The sequence below is a fragment of the Acinetobacter lwoffii genome, from assembly GCF_024129595.1.
Taxonomy (GTDB): domain Bacteria; phylum Pseudomonadota; class Gammaproteobacteria; order Pseudomonadales; family Moraxellaceae; genus Acinetobacter; species Acinetobacter lwoffii_O.
In genome coordinates this window covers 19,478-34,698 of sequence record NZ_JAMXXS010000023.1, presented here as the reverse complement: position 1 = coordinate 34,698, position 15,221 = coordinate 19,478, and the positions used below count along the sequence as shown (strand labels likewise).

At 42.9% G+C, this 15,221-nt stretch carries 17 protein-coding genes and 1 pseudogene; 12 read left to right on the top strand and 6 right to left on the bottom strand.

The annotated features are described in order from the left end of the window. Positions 1-223 precede the first annotated feature (223 nt). Entirely contained in the window at positions 224-2,146 is a 1,923-nt protein-coding gene (gene thrS, locus NI466_RS11240; RefSeq protein WP_044112835.1) for a threonine--tRNA ligase, read from the top strand. A 5-nt stretch (positions 2,147-2,151) separates the two neighbouring features. Further along, entirely contained in the window at positions 2,152-2,703 is a 552-nt protein-coding gene (gene infC / locus NI466_RS11235) for a translation initiation factor IF-3 (protein WP_071850398.1), read from the top strand. A gap of 43 nt (positions 2,704-2,746) precedes the next feature. Here infC and NI466_RS11230 read toward each other — a convergent pair whose 3' ends face one another. Both NI466_RS11230 and NI466_RS11225 read right to left on the bottom strand, forming a co-directional pair. Further along, on the bottom strand, positions 2,747-3,298 hold the full coding sequence (locus NI466_RS11230) for a hypothetical protein (protein WP_253173596.1): 552 nt from the start codon (positions 3,296-3,298) through the stop codon (positions 2,747-2,749). Between the two features lie 104 nt (positions 3,299-3,402). Continuing rightward, positions 3,403-3,858, bottom strand: a complete 456-nt coding sequence (locus tag NI466_RS11225; RefSeq protein ID WP_253173595.1) for an Hsp20 family protein — start codon at positions 3,856-3,858, stop codon at positions 3,403-3,405. Positions 3,859-4,141: 283 nt separating this feature from the next. On the opposite strand from NI466_RS11225, the gene NI466_RS11220 reads away from it, so the two are divergent. The 7 genes and pseudogenes from NI466_RS11220 to NI466_RS15980 all read left to right on the top strand — a co-directional run. Beyond that, the gene (locus tag NI466_RS11220) at positions 4,142-4,762 is read left to right on the top strand and encodes a glutathione S-transferase family protein (protein WP_148334984.1); all 621 of its coding nucleotides are present in this window, start codon (positions 4,142-4,144) and stop codon (positions 4,760-4,762) included. A 74-nt stretch (positions 4,763-4,836) separates the two neighbouring features. Next, positions 4,837-5,127: a hypothetical protein gene (locus NI466_RS11215; RefSeq protein ID WP_004647523.1), complete on the top strand. Its 291-nt coding sequence runs from the start codon at positions 4,837-4,839 to the stop codon at positions 5,125-5,127. A 7-nt stretch (positions 5,128-5,134) separates the two neighbouring features. Beyond that, positions 5,135-5,557 (top strand): YqaA family protein, encoded by a 423-nt coding sequence (locus NI466_RS11210; protein WP_253173593.1) that lies wholly within the window; start codon positions 5,135-5,137, stop codon positions 5,555-5,557. A 195-nt stretch (positions 5,558-5,752) separates the two neighbouring features. Next, positions 5,753-5,947 (top strand): 50S ribosomal protein L35, encoded by a 195-nt coding sequence (rpmI, locus tag NI466_RS11205; RefSeq protein WP_004278281.1) that lies wholly within the window; start codon positions 5,753-5,755, stop codon positions 5,945-5,947. A gap of 11 nt (positions 5,948-5,958) precedes the next feature. After that, positions 5,959-6,318, top strand: a complete 360-nt coding sequence (rplT, locus tag NI466_RS11200) for a 50S ribosomal protein L20 (protein WP_004278275.1) — start codon at positions 5,959-5,961, stop codon at positions 6,316-6,318. A gap of 154 nt (positions 6,319-6,472) precedes the next feature. Continuing rightward, complete coding sequence (locus NI466_RS11195) at positions 6,473-6,628, top strand: hypothetical protein (protein ID WP_004732946.1); 156 nt, start codon at positions 6,473-6,475, stop codon at positions 6,626-6,628. 15 nt (positions 6,629-6,643) lie between these two features. Further along, positions 6,644-6,781 (top strand): annotated as a pseudogene (locus tag NI466_RS15980) (GNAT family N-acetyltransferase); the annotation flags it as partial. Positions 6,782-7,367: 586 nt separating this feature from the next. Here the strand turns inward: NI466_RS15980 and NI466_RS11190 are convergent. Beyond that, positions 7,368-8,393, bottom strand: coding sequence for a hypothetical protein (locus NI466_RS11190; RefSeq protein ID WP_253160892.1), 1,026 nt, complete (start codon positions 8,391-8,393; stop codon positions 7,368-7,370). 159 nt (positions 8,394-8,552) lie between these two features. Here NI466_RS11190 and pheS point away from each other — a divergent pair, with 159 nt between their 5' ends. The 3 genes from pheS to NI466_RS11175 all read left to right on the top strand — a co-directional run bounded on the left by pheS (position 8,553) and on the right by NI466_RS11175 (position 12,343). Next, entirely contained in the window at positions 8,553-9,533 is a 981-nt protein-coding gene (gene pheS, locus NI466_RS11185) for a phenylalanine--tRNA ligase subunit alpha (protein WP_004278272.1), read from the top strand. 135 nt (positions 9,534-9,668) lie between these two features. Continuing rightward, positions 9,669-12,050: a phenylalanine--tRNA ligase subunit beta gene (gene pheT / locus NI466_RS11180; RefSeq protein ID WP_253173592.1), complete on the top strand. Its 2,382-nt coding sequence runs from the start codon at positions 9,669-9,671 to the stop codon at positions 12,048-12,050. Then, positions 12,047-12,343, top strand: coding sequence for an integration host factor subunit alpha (locus tag NI466_RS11175; RefSeq protein WP_004278269.1), 297 nt, complete (start codon positions 12,047-12,049; stop codon positions 12,341-12,343). Before pheT ends, NI466_RS11175 begins: the two co-directional genes overlap by 4 nt. A gap of 104 nt (positions 12,344-12,447) precedes the next feature. On the opposite strand, the gene NI466_RS11170 is transcribed toward NI466_RS11175, so the two are convergent. The 3 genes from NI466_RS11170 to trxA form a co-directional block, all read right to left on the bottom strand. Next, positions 12,448-12,735 (bottom strand): hypothetical protein, encoded by a 288-nt coding sequence (locus NI466_RS11170; RefSeq protein ID WP_004647530.1) that lies wholly within the window; start codon positions 12,733-12,735, stop codon positions 12,448-12,450. Between the two features lie 401 nt (positions 12,736-13,136). Continuing rightward, positions 13,137-14,405 (bottom strand): transcription termination factor Rho, encoded by a 1,269-nt coding sequence (rho, locus tag NI466_RS11165; RefSeq protein ID WP_004278267.1) that lies wholly within the window; start codon positions 14,403-14,405, stop codon positions 13,137-13,139. 322 nt (positions 14,406-14,727) lie between these two features. After that, positions 14,728-15,054 (bottom strand): thioredoxin, encoded by a 327-nt coding sequence (gene trxA / locus NI466_RS11160; protein WP_004278266.1) that lies wholly within the window; start codon positions 15,052-15,054, stop codon positions 14,728-14,730. Positions 15,055-15,221: the final 167 nt, after the last annotated feature.

The following is a 15,221-nucleotide window of genomic DNA, read 5'->3' as shown; positions in this document are numbered from 1 at the left end:
CACATTCTGAAATGAAAAATGAGCCTAAGCCTTTAACGATCAGGCACAGATTTGACGGTAAATCTTATTTTTATTGGGAAAAGGTTTAATCATGCGGCCAAGCCGTGTAAAATTCGAATCGATTTTATTTATCCACCGTTTTTATCTTTTGAGGCTGTGCCTCGATCATAATCTCGCGGTGATATGCTCCATGGTACGGGGCATCACTCCTTAAGGATTTCTTATGCCAATTATCACTTTGCCAAATGGCGATCAAAAACAGTTTGATCACGCCGTATCTGTGATGGACGTTGCACTTAGCATTGGTCCTGGTCTTGCAAAAAATACAGTTGCTGGTCGTGTCAACGATCGTTTGGTTGATGCGTCTGATCTCATCACTGAAGATGCAACACTACAAATTATCACGCCTAAAGACGAAGCCGGTGTCGAGATCATTCGCCATTCTTGCGCGCATTTGGTCGGTCATGCGGTTAAGCAACTGTTCCCAGAAGCAAAGATGGTCATTGGTCCGGTCATTGAGGAAGGTTTCTACTATGACATCTGGATGCCACGTCCATTCACTTTAGATGACATGGCTGCGATCGAAGAACGTATGAAAAAGCTCATCGATCAAGACTACGATGTCATCAAAAAAATGACACCGCGTGATGAAGTCATTGCAGAATTCACTGCGCGTGGCGAAGAATACAAATTGCGCTTGATTGCAGACATGCCTGAAGAAACGCAAATGGGCTTGTACTACCATCAGGATTATTTGGATATGTGCCGTGGTCCGCACGTACCAAACACTAAATTCCTTAAATCGTTCAAGCTGACTAAAATCTCTGGTGCTTACTGGCGCGGTGATGCGAAAAACGAACAGCTACAACGTATTTACGGTACAGCGTGGGCAGACAAGAAGCAGCTTGCAGCCTATGTAAAACGGATTGAAGAAGCAGAAAAACGCGATCATCGTAAAATCGGTAAAGCGCTTGATTTGTTCCACATGCAGGAAGAAGCACCGGGTATGGTGTTCTGGCATCCGAACGGTTGGACCATTTATCAAGTGCTTGAACAATACATGCGTAAAGTTCAGCAAGACAATGGCTACGAAGAAATCCGCACACCGCAAGTGGTTGATTTCACGCTTTGGGAAAAATCAGGACATGCTGCCAACTATGCAGACAACATGTTCACCACGCATTCTGAAAACCGCAACTATGCGGTGAAGCCAATGAACTGTCCTTGTCACGTACAAGTCTTCAATCAAGGTTTGAAGTCATACCGTGATCTTCCTGTTCGTTTGGCAGAGTTCGGTTCATGTCATCGTAACGAACCATCAGGTTCATTGCACGGCATTATGCGTGTACGTGGCTTTACTCAGGATGATGCGCATATTTTCTGTACCAAAGAACAGATTGGTCCTGAAGTTGCAGACTTTATCAAATTGACACTGGATGTATACAAAGACTTTGGCTTCGAAGAAGTACAAATGAAGTTGTCGACGCGTCCTGAAAAACGTGTGGGTGATGACAAGCTTTGGGATATGGCAGAAAAATCTTTGGCAGATGCTTTGGATGCTGCAGGTCTTGAGTGGGAACTTCAACCAGGCGAAGGCGCATTCTACGGTCCGAAAATTGAATTCTCTCTGAAAGACTGCTTAGGTCGTGTCTGGCAGTGTGGTACCATTCAGTGTGACTTTAACTTGCCAGAACGTTTAGATGCGTCTTATGTGACGGAAGATAATGACCGTGATCAGCCAGTAATGTTACATCGTGCAATTCTTGGCAGTTTCGAGCGTTTTATTGGTATACTGATCGAACACTATGCAGGCTTCATGCCACCTTGGTTGGCACCAATGCAAGCGTGTGTGATGAACATTACCGACTCTCAGGCGGAAGCATGTGAGTCAGTCGTCGCAAAACTTAAAGAAAACGGTATCCGTGCAATTTCTGACTTGAGAAATGAGAAAATCGGCTTTAAGATTCGTGAACGTACATTAGAGCGTATTCCTTACTTACTGGTACTTGGGGACCGTGAAGTCGAGGAAGGTACAGTCAACGTGCGTACCCGCTCAGGAACAAATTTGGGTACTATGTCAATCGATGCTTTCGTTGACCTAGTAAAAGCAGCCGTTGCCGAACGCGGCCGGTACATTGTGGAGTAACAGCGATTAAACAGCCTGACCGTAATCAACAGGGCGGTAACAAATCAAACCGTCCTGCCTTGAATGATGAAATTCGTGCGAAAGAAGTCCGTCTTGTAGACGAAAATGGTGAGCAAAAAGGGATTGTAAGCTTAGCTGATGCCCTACGCGCAGCAGAAAGTGTTGAACTCGATCTTGTTGAGATCGTAGCCAATGCCGAGCCACCAGTATGTAAGATCATGGACTTCAATAAGCATTTGTTTGATCTTAAGCAAAAGCAGAAAGAAGCGAAGAAAAAACAACATCAAGTCCAGGTGAAAGAAATCAAGCTACGCCCGGGTACTGATGTTGGCGATTACAACGTAAAACTACGTGCAATCATCAAGTTCCTTGAAGAAGGTAACAAGGTGAAAATCACGCTTCGTTTCCGTGGTCGTGAAATGGCGCACCAACAGTTGGGTCTAGCTCAATTGCAAAAAATTGAAGCTGACGTGGCTGAATTCGGTACTGTTGAGCAGATGCCGAAAATGGAAGGCCGTCAAATGGGTATGTTACTTGGTCCTAAAAAGAAAAAGTAAGCACTCATTAAACGAAAAAAGCCCTGCATATGCAGGGCTTTTTTTATGCTCTAAAATTCCACGCATTGTACATAGCTTGAATAATTTCCCTGGCTTGCTGCCGGGAAAACATCGATAGCTGAATCCGGAAAAACCCGAGGCAAATTTGATTCATCAGACCAGGCTGACACAATTTAAAATCCAAAGTGCCATCGCGTGGACTAATCACATGTGCTGGCATGTTATAGAGCCAACGTTTGAGATGTGCTTTGAGAGAAGCATAGCGTGGATTTAGAAAACTATACTGTACCGAATGTCGTTTTAAGCACAGGCTGATGCGGAAACCGGCCAAAGTATAATAAATGTCTTGTGAGGTTATTTTGAGTTTGGTTCCCAGCATAAGCAGCGAAAGACCAAGAAAGCCGCCAATATAAATATAAAAGTCAGGAGACTCCTGCCATAAAAATAATAGTCCTTGGAAAAAACTGGAATTGCTACGCACACTGCTGAAATAAAAAATGCTGAATATTCCGACCGGATAACAAAACAGCAAATATCCCGTAGTGCGCATGATCGGACTAGCTTGATGAAACAGGGTATTTTCTGGCGCATTCATGATTTATTTTTATGATCAGAAAGCGTATTGCCTCCATGAGCTTAGATAATCTCTAGCCAAAAAGAAAGGCCCTTTCGGACCTTCCTTTGCGTACTTAATCAAGCTTATTCCACTGATTTTTCATCGTTTTCAATAAGCAGTTTATTGCCAATCGGGATTTGACGCGGCAATTTTTCTTCTGGAATAATGCGCTGCAAGTCGATGATCAATAAACCATTTTCATAGTCTGCCTGTTGTACCTCAATATATTCATCCAGACGTAAAGACAGTTTAAATGCACGTCGCGCAATGCCTTTGTGCAGGAATTCGATAGAGTCATTGCTCTGGTTTTCAGGCTTGCCCAAGATGGTCAGCAACTTATTTTCCAGACGAATGTCGAGTTCTTCCTGACGAAAACCCGCAGTTGCCACCACGATACGGTAATTATTCTCACCATGCTTTTCGATATTATACGGTGGATAATTTGGCGCATCGCTTTGCATGGCATAGTCAATAAAGTCATTCAAGCGATCAAAGCCAATACTACGACGAAATAATGGATGAAGATTTAAGTTACTCATGATTAGAACCTTCTCACTAAAGCAAAGTTATAAAAACAAGAAAATAAGATCTGTCATGTCAGACATCGACAGGGCATAAGATCGACGCAATCCTTATGCAGAAATAAATATGTGTTTCGGGCTGAAATTTTCAAGATGAAAAATAAAAAATTATACAAATTTTTAATAAGATTTTGATATTCATTGAAAAATAATTTTTAAATGCAGTCTTGTTGTTTCTTTCTAAATCCTCTATGTTGAGTACATCGTCGCACAGTCAAAGTGCAGGGAGTATTAGAAGAAAATGATCGATTTATATTATTGGGGCACCCCCAACGGCCATAAAATTAGTATTGCTCTAGAAGAAATGGGGCTGGAATACCAAATTATTCCCATCAATATTCTGGAAAATGACCAGTTCCAGTCCGATTTTCTGGCTATTTCTCCCAATAATAAAATCCCGGCCATTGTTGATCAAGATGGGCCACATGGCCGCGCCATTTCAATTTTTGAGTCAGGTGCGATTTTGCAATATCTGGGTCGCAAAACAGGTCTGTTTTATCCAGCCGATGAAGTGAAGCGTATTCAGGTCGAACAGTGGCTGATGTGGCAAATGGGCGGTTTGGGGCCGATGCTCGGGCAAAATCATCACTTTAGCCGTTTTGCACCTGAGCGGATTGCTTATGCCACAGAGCGCTATGTCAATGAAAGCAAGCGTTTATATGGGGTGTTGAATAAACAGCTGGTCGGGCAGGATTATGTTGCCGGCGAATATTCGATTGCTGATATGGCGATATTTCCGTGGTTATTACGTCATGACTGGCAGCAGATCAATCTGGAAGACTATCCTGAAGTTTCCAAATATATTGATCGCTTGAATGCACGTCCTGCAGTTCAGAAAGCGCTGGCGATACAGGTCAGTTAAGCGTCTGCCTTTATGCTAAAATAGCCTTAAGCAAATAAAGCCACCCTTACGGTGGTTTTTTATTGGATGGATATATGAACGATTTTCTTCTGAACTTTACCAAGATTGTTGAAAGTAATACCCGAATTTACTGGAGCATTCTTTTCGGCATTGCTGCATGTTTAGTGCTGTATGTTGCTGAAATTGTGCATATTGATCAGGTGATTGCTGCCCTAAATACCAAAGATCAGCAGATTCTCCGTGCTGCAATTGCACCGCTTAATGAGCAGTATAAGTGGGCACGGATCATGGCGATGGTGACTGCAGTCGTTTGGTCCAGTTGGGAATACAGTAAAGCCAAGAAAAAAATGGGCCTGAGCCGTTAATGCTTTAATGAGCCTGTTTTTACTGTTTCTATCGGCCTTTGGTGCAGCAACCTTACTGCCTTTACAGTCTGAAGCTTTGCTACTGGGGCTTTTAGTGCAGGGTAAGCAGCATACAGTGCTGTTAATTGCGGTGGCTAGTCTGGGCAATATTTTGGGATCCTGCGTCAACTGGTATCTGGGTCTCAAGATTGAACATTATAAAAATAAAAAGTGGTTTCCGGTTTCAGCAGACAAGATGCTCAAGGCACAAACGACCTATCAGAAATATGGTTACTGGTCTTTGCTGCTGAGCTGGGTGCCTATCATTGGTGATCCGATTACCCTGATTGCGGGACTATTAAAAGAAAACTTCGCCCGTTTTCTGCTGATGGTCAGCATCGCTAAAATTGGCCGTTATCTATTTGTCTATGCGGCCTTTGCCATATTCTAAGCCTGAAGCGATTCTCCTGATCCGATCTTGCTCGCCATTTTCCAGACTGAAATCCTAAAATCATTCTTTAAATTCGCTTATTGGGTGAAGATGCTTTTGTTTTAAACAAAGATGCTTTAGAATACTCGCTCCCTTACCTGCAGGTCGTTTTGTAATGGTGCAAACGAGCCGAACAGGTGTTCAAAAGAGGTTGTTATGCCTAAGATGAAAACTCGCCGTGGTGCAGCTAAACGCTTTAAAGCGACTGCTAACGGTTTTAAGCGTAAACAAGCGTTCAAACGCCACATTTTGACCAAAAAATCTGCTAAGCGTATTCGTCAATTGCGCGGCTGTGTAATGGTTCACGTAAGTGACGTTGCTTCAGTTCGTCGTATGTGCCCGTACATCTAAGGAGATTATAAATGGCTCGTGTAAAACGTGGTGTACAGGCTCATCGCCGTCACAAAAAAATTCTTGCTCGCGCTAAAGGTTACTATGGTGCTCGTTCACGCGTTTACCGCGTAGCGTTCCAGGCGGTAATCAAAGCTGGTCAATATGCTTACCGTGACCGTCGTCAAAAGAAACGTCAATTCCGCGCTTTGTGGATTGCACGTATCAACGCTGGTGCTCGTCAAAATGGTTTGTCGTACAGCCGTATGATCGCTGGCTTGAAAAAAGCTCAAGTGATTATCGACCGTCGCGTACTTGCTGACATCGCTATGCATGACGCAATTGCGTTTGCTGCTTTAGCTTCTAAAGCTAAAGATGCATTGGCTGCATAAGTCTTTATGACTTGAAAAAGACCGCTTTTAGCGGTCTTTTTTTATGCTTAAATAAAAGTAGTCATTCTAAATATTATTTAAAAATCAGTATTGTAAATCCTATATTTTTTAGTCATTGTGAAATTGAATAATTAAAAAACAAGGCTTAAAAACAATGATTCGACTTGCCACCCAACACGATGTCCTGCCGATTGCCCAAGTGCATGTACAAAGCTGGCGTGAAAGCTATCAAAATATCATTAAACCAGAAATTCTCGATAAGTTGAGTGTAGAACAAAGAGCCGCCTTGTGGCGTTCTGTGCTTGAATAGGAGAATCGACGGGTATTTGTCTATGAAGAAAATGCTCAAGTTTTGGGTTTTTCTGCTTTTAATTTTCCGGTAGATGCGCCAATCAGTGAATTGAGAGCACTTTATTTGCTTCAAAATATTCAAGGTCGCGGCATTGGACGTGATTTGGTTTAATTGGGTCTGGGTTTAAGTCGAGAAAAATCCTATCAGCATATGCAATGCAGCGTATTGAACCTGAATTCCAGTCGTTATTTTTATGAAAAGACCGGCGCCTATTTTGTCAGTGAAGGAGATGCCAGTGATCTGGGCGAAAATCTTAAAGACTTATATTATCAATGGAATCTCTAACTTTTAATCCACCCGGATCATGGAAAATAATTTAGTGCTCGAGCTAACATCAGTGACAAAAATATAGGGCAGGGTGAAATCCAGTTATGTGATCGATGGTAATTATACGCGTAGCATTCCGGTCAAATGGGCGGAGATTGATACCGTGATCTGGCTAGATTTATCCTTTTATCTCAATATATCCATCGGTCAATTAAGAGAGCATTTCCGGGCGATCAGCAAATAACAGCTTTGGCTTATTCAAACAATGCTGAAATTTTCAGGCAGATGCTTCACCTAAATTTTATAATAGGTTGTATGATCAAAACTCATCACAAAAATCGTCAGTATTACTTCAAGCTGATGTCTGCTCCTGAGTATCAACATCTCCATTGAATTCTGCCCGGGATGTTCAATCTTTTCTGGTAAAATGTTAAAGGCCGAAATAGTAGCCAATCAGACAGATAATCACGGTAATCACAATTAAGGTCAGCACATTTGCAGACGAACTGGATTTTCCTGGGTCCTGAGGTTTTTCTGCTTTAGAAATTTTTGGTGAACGATCTTCAGTACTCATACCGACAAATGGGTCAGGTGCAACTTTAGGTGTTAGCTGTGCAGTTTTATAGTGGTTGGCGACTTTGCTGATGAATTTAGCACTTAAATCATCAATTTTTTGCGAAAAATGTCGCAGATTGAGTTGCTGTTCCGGGCTGAGTACTTCGCCATCTGCACGATAGGGATGCTGGATTTTCGTTTGAATAAAGTCATTTAAGGCATCTAGGCGGTACAAAGTCTGGTGAGCATAATCCGCTGAATAGTCAGTGGGAATTAAGGCCAAATGACTTTCGCTATCGGCCTGAATGGCAGGCATGGTGCCGTAATAAGGCAAATTGGTATACGCCGGCTCGGTAAAATCTTGGGCAAGGCTACTTTCAAAGAGTTCATGATCGGTATAGGCCTGGATATCATCCCAGTTTGGCGCTTCTAGTTCCACATCAATGCGCTTGGCTAGTTTGGGATTTAATTCATAACACCAGAATGTTTCATGGCGTAAAGGGGACTGTTGTGATTTGGGCGCTTCGTAGTCATTGTCCGCGCTGTACCATTCAGGCAGTTCCTTGCCGATGATCCAGGCAGTTTTGGCTTTGGCGCCATGACTGACAATAAAATGTGCCAGTGGCAGTAGCTCGACATTGGCATTCGGATTTTTCTCATCAACCAGTAAATCAGAGCGATGTAAGCTAAGGCGACGCACGCCTTGTTTTTTTAGCCCTTCCAGCCAGATCTGGAAATGCTGGGCCAACAGATGTTGTGACATCAGATCCCGAAAGGCAAACTGATGCTGATTAAAAATGGAATGTTGAATCCAACGATTGAAACTCAGGTCCTGAGTCAAATACTCATTGCCGTAAGTGACCAGGGTCAGCTGCTGTTTCCAAATTTGATCGAGTGCCATAGTGATTTGATCTGATTGATATTGTGTTTATCTTATACTTTTTATATTTAATCATGCCAATCTAATTTTCCTTAAAACGCATCTTCATCAAAGTGTCTAAAAACTGTTAGAATGTGGGGTTTTTAAAATATTTTTTAACCTGTTGCTTTGAGAGTTACTATGTCACTGGAAGCCCTGACCACTGAAGCGCTCGCTGCGATTGCAGCAGCTCAAGACCTTGCTGCACTTGATCAAGTACGAGTGCAATTTACGGGGAAAAAAAGCCAGCTCGCGGAACAATCTAAGTCGCTTGGTAAAATGGATCCTGAAGAACGTAAAGTCTTCGGCGCACAAATCCATGCTGTACGTGAAACTATTACCGCTGCATTGACCTCACGTCAGGCAGAATTGCATAAAGCTGCCTTAGAACAAAAACTGGCAAGCGAAACCATTGATATTACTTTACCAGGTCGTGGCCAACAGGTGGGCAGTATCCATCCAGTGACCCAGGTGCAAGAGCGTATTTGCCAGTTCTTTACCAAGGCAGGTTTTACGGTTGCAACAGGTCCTGAAGTTGAAGATGACTATCACAACTTTGAAGCACTGAATATTCCGGGTCATCACCCGGCGCGTGCCATGCACGATACCTTCTATTTCGATGTGAACCATTTGCTGCGTACGCATACGTCTGGTGTGCAGATTCGTACCATGGAAACACAGCAGCCACCAATCCAGATCGTGTGTCCGGGCCGTGTTTACCGTTGTGATTCGGATCAAACCCACTCACCGATGTTTCATCAGATCGAAGGTTTATACGTGGCTGAAAATACCAGCTTCGCGGAACTTAAAGGTTTGCTGATTAACCTGCTGAACGAATTCTTCGAAAAAGATTTGAAAGTACGTTTCCGTCCATCTTATTTCCCGTTCACCGAGCCGAGTGCGGAAGTGGATATTATGGATGAACGCGGTCGCTGGTTAGAAGTATTGGGCTGCGGTATGGTGCATCCGAATGTGCTGCAAGCTGCTGGCATTGATCCTGAAAAATACAAAGGCTTTGCTTTTGGTCTGGGTGTTGAACGTTTTGCAATGCTTCGTTATGGCGTGAATGACTTACGTATGTTCTTCCAAAACGATGTGCGTTTCTTACGCCAGTTTGCTTAAAACTTTTTAATAATCCTCTCCTAACCTCTTCTTTTAAAAAGGAGAGGGACTCCGCGAAATAGATGGAGTTCTCCCCCTTTGGAAAATGGGGAGCAGAGGGGGATTCTAGAGATTTGAATTACAGGTTTTATATCAATGAAAATTAGCGAAAATTGGCTACGCACATGGGTTAACCCAGCCATCGATAGCGAAAAACTTTCTGATCAACTGACCATGTTGGGTCTGGAAGTGGATGAACTTGCGCCTGCAGCTAAACCCTTTACTGGCGTAGTGGTGGGGGAAGTCCTGACGGTAGAACAACATCCTGATGCAGATCGCTTGCGTGTGACCACTGTCAATATCGGTTCAGGTGAGCCTCTACAAATTGTATGTGGTGCGCCAAATGTACGTGCTGGCATGAAAGCACCGGTTGCGACCATTGGTGCAGTACTTCCGGGTGATTTCAAAATCAAGAAAGGCAAGCTACGTGGTATCGAGTCACAAGGCATGCTGTGCGGCGCTTCAGAAATTGATTTGGAAGATAAAATTGATGGTCTGTTAGAGCTTCCTGCGGATGCACCTGTAGGCGTGAATATCCGTGAATATCTAGATCTAGACGATAACGTGATTGATATCAGCATCACACCAAACCGTGGTGACTGTTTCAGTATTCGCGGGATCGCACGTGAGATTGGTGTGATTAACCAATTGCCAGTGACTGCCCCTGAAATTAAAGAAGTGGCTGCAACTATTAGCGACGAAAAGAAAGTCCTTGTATCAACAGAAGGCTGTCCACGTTACTTGGGTCGTGTGATCAAGAACGTCAATACCAAGGCTGTGACTCCTGTATGGATGGAGCGTGCATTGGCACGTTCAGGTATCCGTCAGCACAGCATTCTGGTCGATATTACCAACTATGTGCTGATGGAGCTGGGTCAACCGCTACACGCATTTGATGGCGGCAAAGTTCAAGGCGCGGTACATGTACGTCAAGCGACAGAAGATGAAAAGTTAGTTTTGCTCAATGAACAAGAAGTGGAGCTGAATGAAAAAGTGATGGTGATTGCAGATGATGAAAAAGCATTGGCCATTGCTGGTATTATGGGTGGCTTGTTTTCAGCAGTCAGCGATGCAACCACTGAAATTTTCCTGGAATCAGCATTCTTCGCGCCACTGCATATTGCCGGTCGTGCACGTAGCTTTGGCCTGCATACTGATGCTTCTCAGCGTTATGAACGTGGTGTCGATTTTGAATTGCCATTGATCGCTATGCACCGCGCATCACAATTGATTGCGGAACTTGCGGGCGGTGAGTTTGGACCAATTACAGTTGCCGAAAATGCAGCATTATTGCCAACACGCGACGCAATTGAGTTGAATCAAGCACAAGTCGATCAACTGCTGGGTTATAGTGTTGACTCAGCGTTCATTACTGATGCTTTAAGCCGTTTAGGTTGTGAAGTTACAGTAAAAGCAGAAGGCGAGTGGTCAGTGGTACCGCCATCACATCGTTATGATATGGTGATTTACCAAGATTTGATCGAAGAAGTGGCGCGTATTCACGGTTATGACAATATTCAAATCAGCCTGCCTGTGATTGATGTGAAGCTGGCGAAATACCAAGATCAGTTTGAATTGGGCCAACTCCGTCAAACCGCGGTAACTTTAGGTTACCAAGAAGCGATCAGCTTTAGCTTCGCAGACCTAAAGCTTGAAAAGCAACTTAATTCCAGTGTGAATCCATTAGTATTAGCCAATCCAATTTCAAGTGATTTGGCAGTGATGCGTTCAACCTTGCTATCTAGCCTTATTCCTTGTGTTCAGTACAATGTCAACCGCCAGCAAAGCCGTGTACGTTTCTTTGAGCTCGGTCTGCGTTTTGACTATCAAGAAGCCAGCAGCATCCATGATTTAAAACAGATTCCAACTTTTGCATTGATTGCGACTGGTTCACGTCATGCTGAATCTTGGCATGTGAAACCCGCTGCAATGGACTTCTTTGACTTTAAGGGTGATGTAGAAGAAATTTTGGCTGCTGGTCGTGTCAAAGTAGAATATGTGCGTTCAGAGCGTAGCTGGTTGCATCCAGGACAATCCGCAGAAATTCTCGTGAATGGTCAATCAATTGGTTACTTGGGGCGTTTACATCCCTCACTTGAAGACGAACTTGATCTGGCAACCACATGGGTAGCAGAATTGGATCAAGCGGCTGTTTTGCAAACTTATGTATCTAATTTTACAGAATTATCACGTTTTCCATCGGTTCGACGTGATATTGCGCTTTTAATTAGTGATAAGATTAATGTTAGCGAAATTCAGGGACTTATCGAAAAAACAGGCGGAGAGCTTTTAGACTCAACTTGGTTGTTCGATGTGTACACTGGACAAGGAGTAGAAGAAGGGAAACGCTCACTGGCATTTGCACTTCTCTGGCAGCATCCAAGCCGTACACTGGAAGATGCTGAAATTAAATCAGGTATGGATAATATCCTTCAAGTGTTAGAAAACACTTACCAAGCGACATTGAGGGCTTCATGACAGCACTAACTAAAGCAGAAATGGCTGATCATTTAAGTGAGCTCACGAGTTTAAACCGTCGTGAAGCAAAACAAATGGTTGAGTTGTTCTTCGATGAGATTAGCCAGGCGCTCATCTCAGGCGAGCAAGTAAAACTTTCGGGTTTTGGTAATTTCGAGTTGCGTGATAAGCGTCAACGTCCGGGCCGTAACCCGAAAACGGGTGAAGAGATTCCGATTTCTGCACGCCGTGTGGTCACCTTCCGTGCCGGACAGAAGTTCCGTCAACGTGTGGGAAATGAGCAGGTCAACTGATCTGCTTTTTTAAAAACTGGGATCAATATTGTTAAGTTCCAGTTTTTAAAATAAAAAAAGAGAGCCAAAGGCTCTCTTTTTTTTGTACTGAATAATCTAAAAGATTATTGAGCAGCAGCTTCAGAAGCAGCAGTAGCGTCAGCAGCAGCGTCAACAGCAACAGCAGCAGCAGCGTCAGCTTCAGCAACAGCAGCAGTTTCAGAAGCAGCAACTTCAGAAGTAGCTTCTACAGCAGCAGCATCAGCAGCAGCTTCAGCTTCAGATGCAGCTTCTACAGCTTCAGATGCAGCTTGGTTAGCGTCAGCAGCAGCGTCGTCAGCTTTTTTAGCACAACCAACGAAAGCTAGAGTAGTAGCAACTGCAGCAGCAATAGCGATTTTTTTGAATAACATGGCATCACTCTCTAAAAATTGAGATTAAAAAAAACCAAAGTTAGTCTGTTAAGTGCTTTTATTGTTCCTAATTGTGTTAGGGACTAACAACGCAGGAGCAGTCTAACTGGTCTGCAAATATGCTATCACTGCGCATTTTTAATTGCTACTGGCAATGATCAAAAAAGTACGGAAAAACGATAAAAAATAAGAAGTTTTTAACAGAAAATAACAATGGAATGAAAGATTTAGATTGGAGAAAGGCTTATTAAATACTTAAAAGTTATACAATTTTTAATCTGAATATTTTATTAATCAAAAACTTAAAAATAAGTTTACATAAATCAGGCTTCATTGTTTCATTCTGTAATTTATGTCAACCTAAAAAAGGCCACCGTTTAGATGACCTTTCATTTAAAATTTTAATTTGAAGCTTTGCGTTTCATCTGATCAAAGAAATCATCATTGGTCTTGGTTTCTTTCATACGATCCAGTAAGAATTCCATTGCCGCCAATTCGTCTTGAGTATGCAGCAGCTTACGCAGAATCCAGACTTTACGCAGATTGTCTTCTGACATCAGGCGTTCTTCACGACGAGTACCAGATTTCTTGATGTTCATTGCAGGGAACACGCGTTTTTCAGCAATACGACGATCAAGGGTAATTTCCTGGTTACCTGTACCTTTGAATTCTTCGTAAATCACTTCATCCATTTTACTACCGGTTTCAATCAGGGCAGTAGAAATGATGGTCAGTGAACCGCCTTCTTCGATATTACGTGCAGCACCGAAGAAACGTTTAGGGCGTTCTAAGGCATGTGCATCCACACCACCAGTCAGTACTTTGCCTGATGAAGGAATCACAGTGTTATAAGCACGTGCCAGACGGGTAATCGAGTCAAGCAAAATCACCACATCTTTCTTATGTTCAACCAGACGTTTTGCTTTTTCAATCACCATTTCAGCGACTTGAACGTGACGTGCAGGAGATTCATCAAAGGTAGAAGCCACGACTTCACCACGAACCGTACGCTCCATCTCAGTCACTTCTTCTGGACGCTCATCAATTAGGAGAACGATCAGAATAACTTCAGGATTATTGCGAACGATGGACTGTGCAATGCTTTGCAGCAGCATGGTTTTACCCGCTTTCGGCGGAGCCACAATAATTGAACGCTGGCCTTTACCAATCGGTGCAACTAAGTCGATCACACGGGTGGTTAAATCTTCAGTGGTGCCATTGCCCAACTCCATCACCAACTGTTCAGTCGGGAATAATGGCGTCAAGTTTTCAAACAGAATCTTGTTACGTGAATTTTCAGGTGTGTCGTAGTTAATTTGATTGACTTTAAGTAAAGCAAAATAACGTTCGCCTTCTTTCGGCGGGCGAATGGTGCCAGTAATGGTGTCGCCAGTACGGAGGTTAAAACGACGAATTTGAGAAGGGCTGACATAGATATCGTCAGGACCTGCTAAATAAGAACCTGCGGCTGAGCGTAAAAAGCCAAAACCATCTGACAAAATTTCTAGAACGCCATCACCAAAAATCTCTTCGCCATTCATTGCATGACGTTTTAAGATGGCAAAAATAATGTCTTGCTTACGGTTACGAGCCATACCTTCGAGGCCCATAAACTCGGCAATCTTGATGAGTTCGCCAATCGGTTTTTTCTTGAGTTCGGTTAAATTCATAGGTGGTCAGATAGAATCAAAGTTCTGAGGTACAGGTTAGAAAGGGAGTAACATTCGGCCGCATACCAGCATTCAAACGAAAGCAATTGAATTTGCAAAAGAACAATTCAGAGATCTGTTTGAGTGTTTCAAAGAAAAATGTGGAAAACAATTTCTATTGCCGAGCGGCATCTTATGTAATGTGTCTTGTAAGAAATTGACAGGATTTAGGATCCTTTATCTCTTGAGTAGCGAATATAAGAGAAAATGCTGACTTTGTCAATTTATAGCCGAAAAAAATACGCGAGCATGAGTCGCGTATTTTTCACTAAAAATGCTGTGCTTAGATATTGTCATCAATAAATGCAGTCAGTTTAGATTTTGGTGCAGCACCGACTTGAGTCGCAACAACTTCACCATTTTTGAACATCAACAAAGCCGGGATGTTACGGATGTTGAAATTCACAGCAGTTTGTTCGCAAGAAGTTACGTCAACTTTCACGATTTTAACTTTGCCTTGGTATTCATCAGCAAGCACTTCAAGTACAGGTGCAATTGCTTTACATGGCGCACACCAGCCTGCCCAAAAGTCCACCAGTACAGGAACGTCTGATTGAAGAACGTCTGCTTCGAAGTTTGCGTCAGTAGTGTTTACGATGTTGCCAGACATGGAATGTGCTCCAGATTAATATTTTAAAGATAACTAATTATTAGTATTACATAGCCATCTTTAACAATGTAGGGGAATCTGTAAATTTTCAATGCTTAATGTTATTTTGTCTAATGGATGATCACGATAGTGATGATCGTGTCTCACTATTATTCCCGATACAAAAA

Excerpts from the sequence above, each read along its gene's own strand:
- rplT (WP_004278275.1), top strand. The coding sequence starts at position 5,959 with ATGGCTCGTGTAAAACGTGGTGTACAGGCTCATCGCCGTCACAAAAAA.
- rpmI (WP_004278281.1), top strand. The coding sequence starts at position 5,753 with ATGCCTAAGATGAAAACTCGCCGTGGTGCAGCTAAACGCTTTAAAGCG.
- NI466_RS11230 (WP_253173596.1), bottom strand. The coding sequence starts at position 3,298 with ATGAATGCGCCAGAAAATACCCTGTTTCATCAAGCTAGTCCGATCATG.
- NI466_RS11190 (WP_253160892.1), bottom strand. The coding sequence starts at position 8,393 with ATGGCACTCGATCAAATTTGGAAACAGCAGCTGACCCTGGTCACTTAC.
- NI466_RS11215 (WP_004647523.1), top strand. The coding sequence starts at position 4,837 with ATGAACGATTTTCTTCTGAACTTTACCAAGATTGTTGAAAGTAATACC.
- rho (WP_004278267.1), bottom strand. The coding sequence starts at position 14,405 with ATGAATTTAACCGAACTCAAGAAAAAACCGATTGGCGAACTCATCAAG.
- pheS (WP_004278272.1), top strand. The coding sequence starts at position 8,553 with ATGTCACTGGAAGCCCTGACCACTGAAGCGCTCGCTGCGATTGCAGCA.
- NI466_RS11220 (WP_148334984.1), top strand. The coding sequence starts at position 4,142 with ATGATCGATTTATATTATTGGGGCACCCCCAACGGCCATAAAATTAGT.
- NI466_RS11210 (WP_253173593.1), top strand. The coding sequence starts at position 5,135 with ATGAGCCTGTTTTTACTGTTTCTATCGGCCTTTGGTGCAGCAACCTTA.
- NI466_RS11175 (WP_004278269.1), top strand. The coding sequence starts at position 12,047 with ATGACAGCACTAACTAAAGCAGAAATGGCTGATCATTTAAGTGAGCTC.
- thrS (WP_044112835.1), top strand. The coding sequence starts at position 224 with ATGCCAATTATCACTTTGCCAAATGGCGATCAAAAACAGTTTGATCAC.
- trxA (WP_004278266.1), bottom strand. The coding sequence starts at position 15,054 with ATGTCTGGCAACATCGTAAACACTACTGACGCAAACTTCGAAGCAGAC.
- NI466_RS11195 (WP_004732946.1), top strand. The coding sequence starts at position 6,473 with ATGATTCGACTTGCCACCCAACACGATGTCCTGCCGATTGCCCAAGTG.
- pheT (WP_253173592.1), top strand. The coding sequence starts at position 9,669 with ATGAAAATTAGCGAAAATTGGCTACGCACATGGGTTAACCCAGCCATC.
- NI466_RS11170 (WP_004647530.1), bottom strand. The coding sequence starts at position 12,735 with ATGTTATTCAAAAAAATCGCTATTGCTGCTGCAGTTGCTACTACTCTA.
- NI466_RS11225 (WP_253173595.1), bottom strand. The coding sequence starts at position 3,858 with ATGAGTAACTTAAATCTTCATCCATTATTTCGTCGTAGTATTGGCTTT.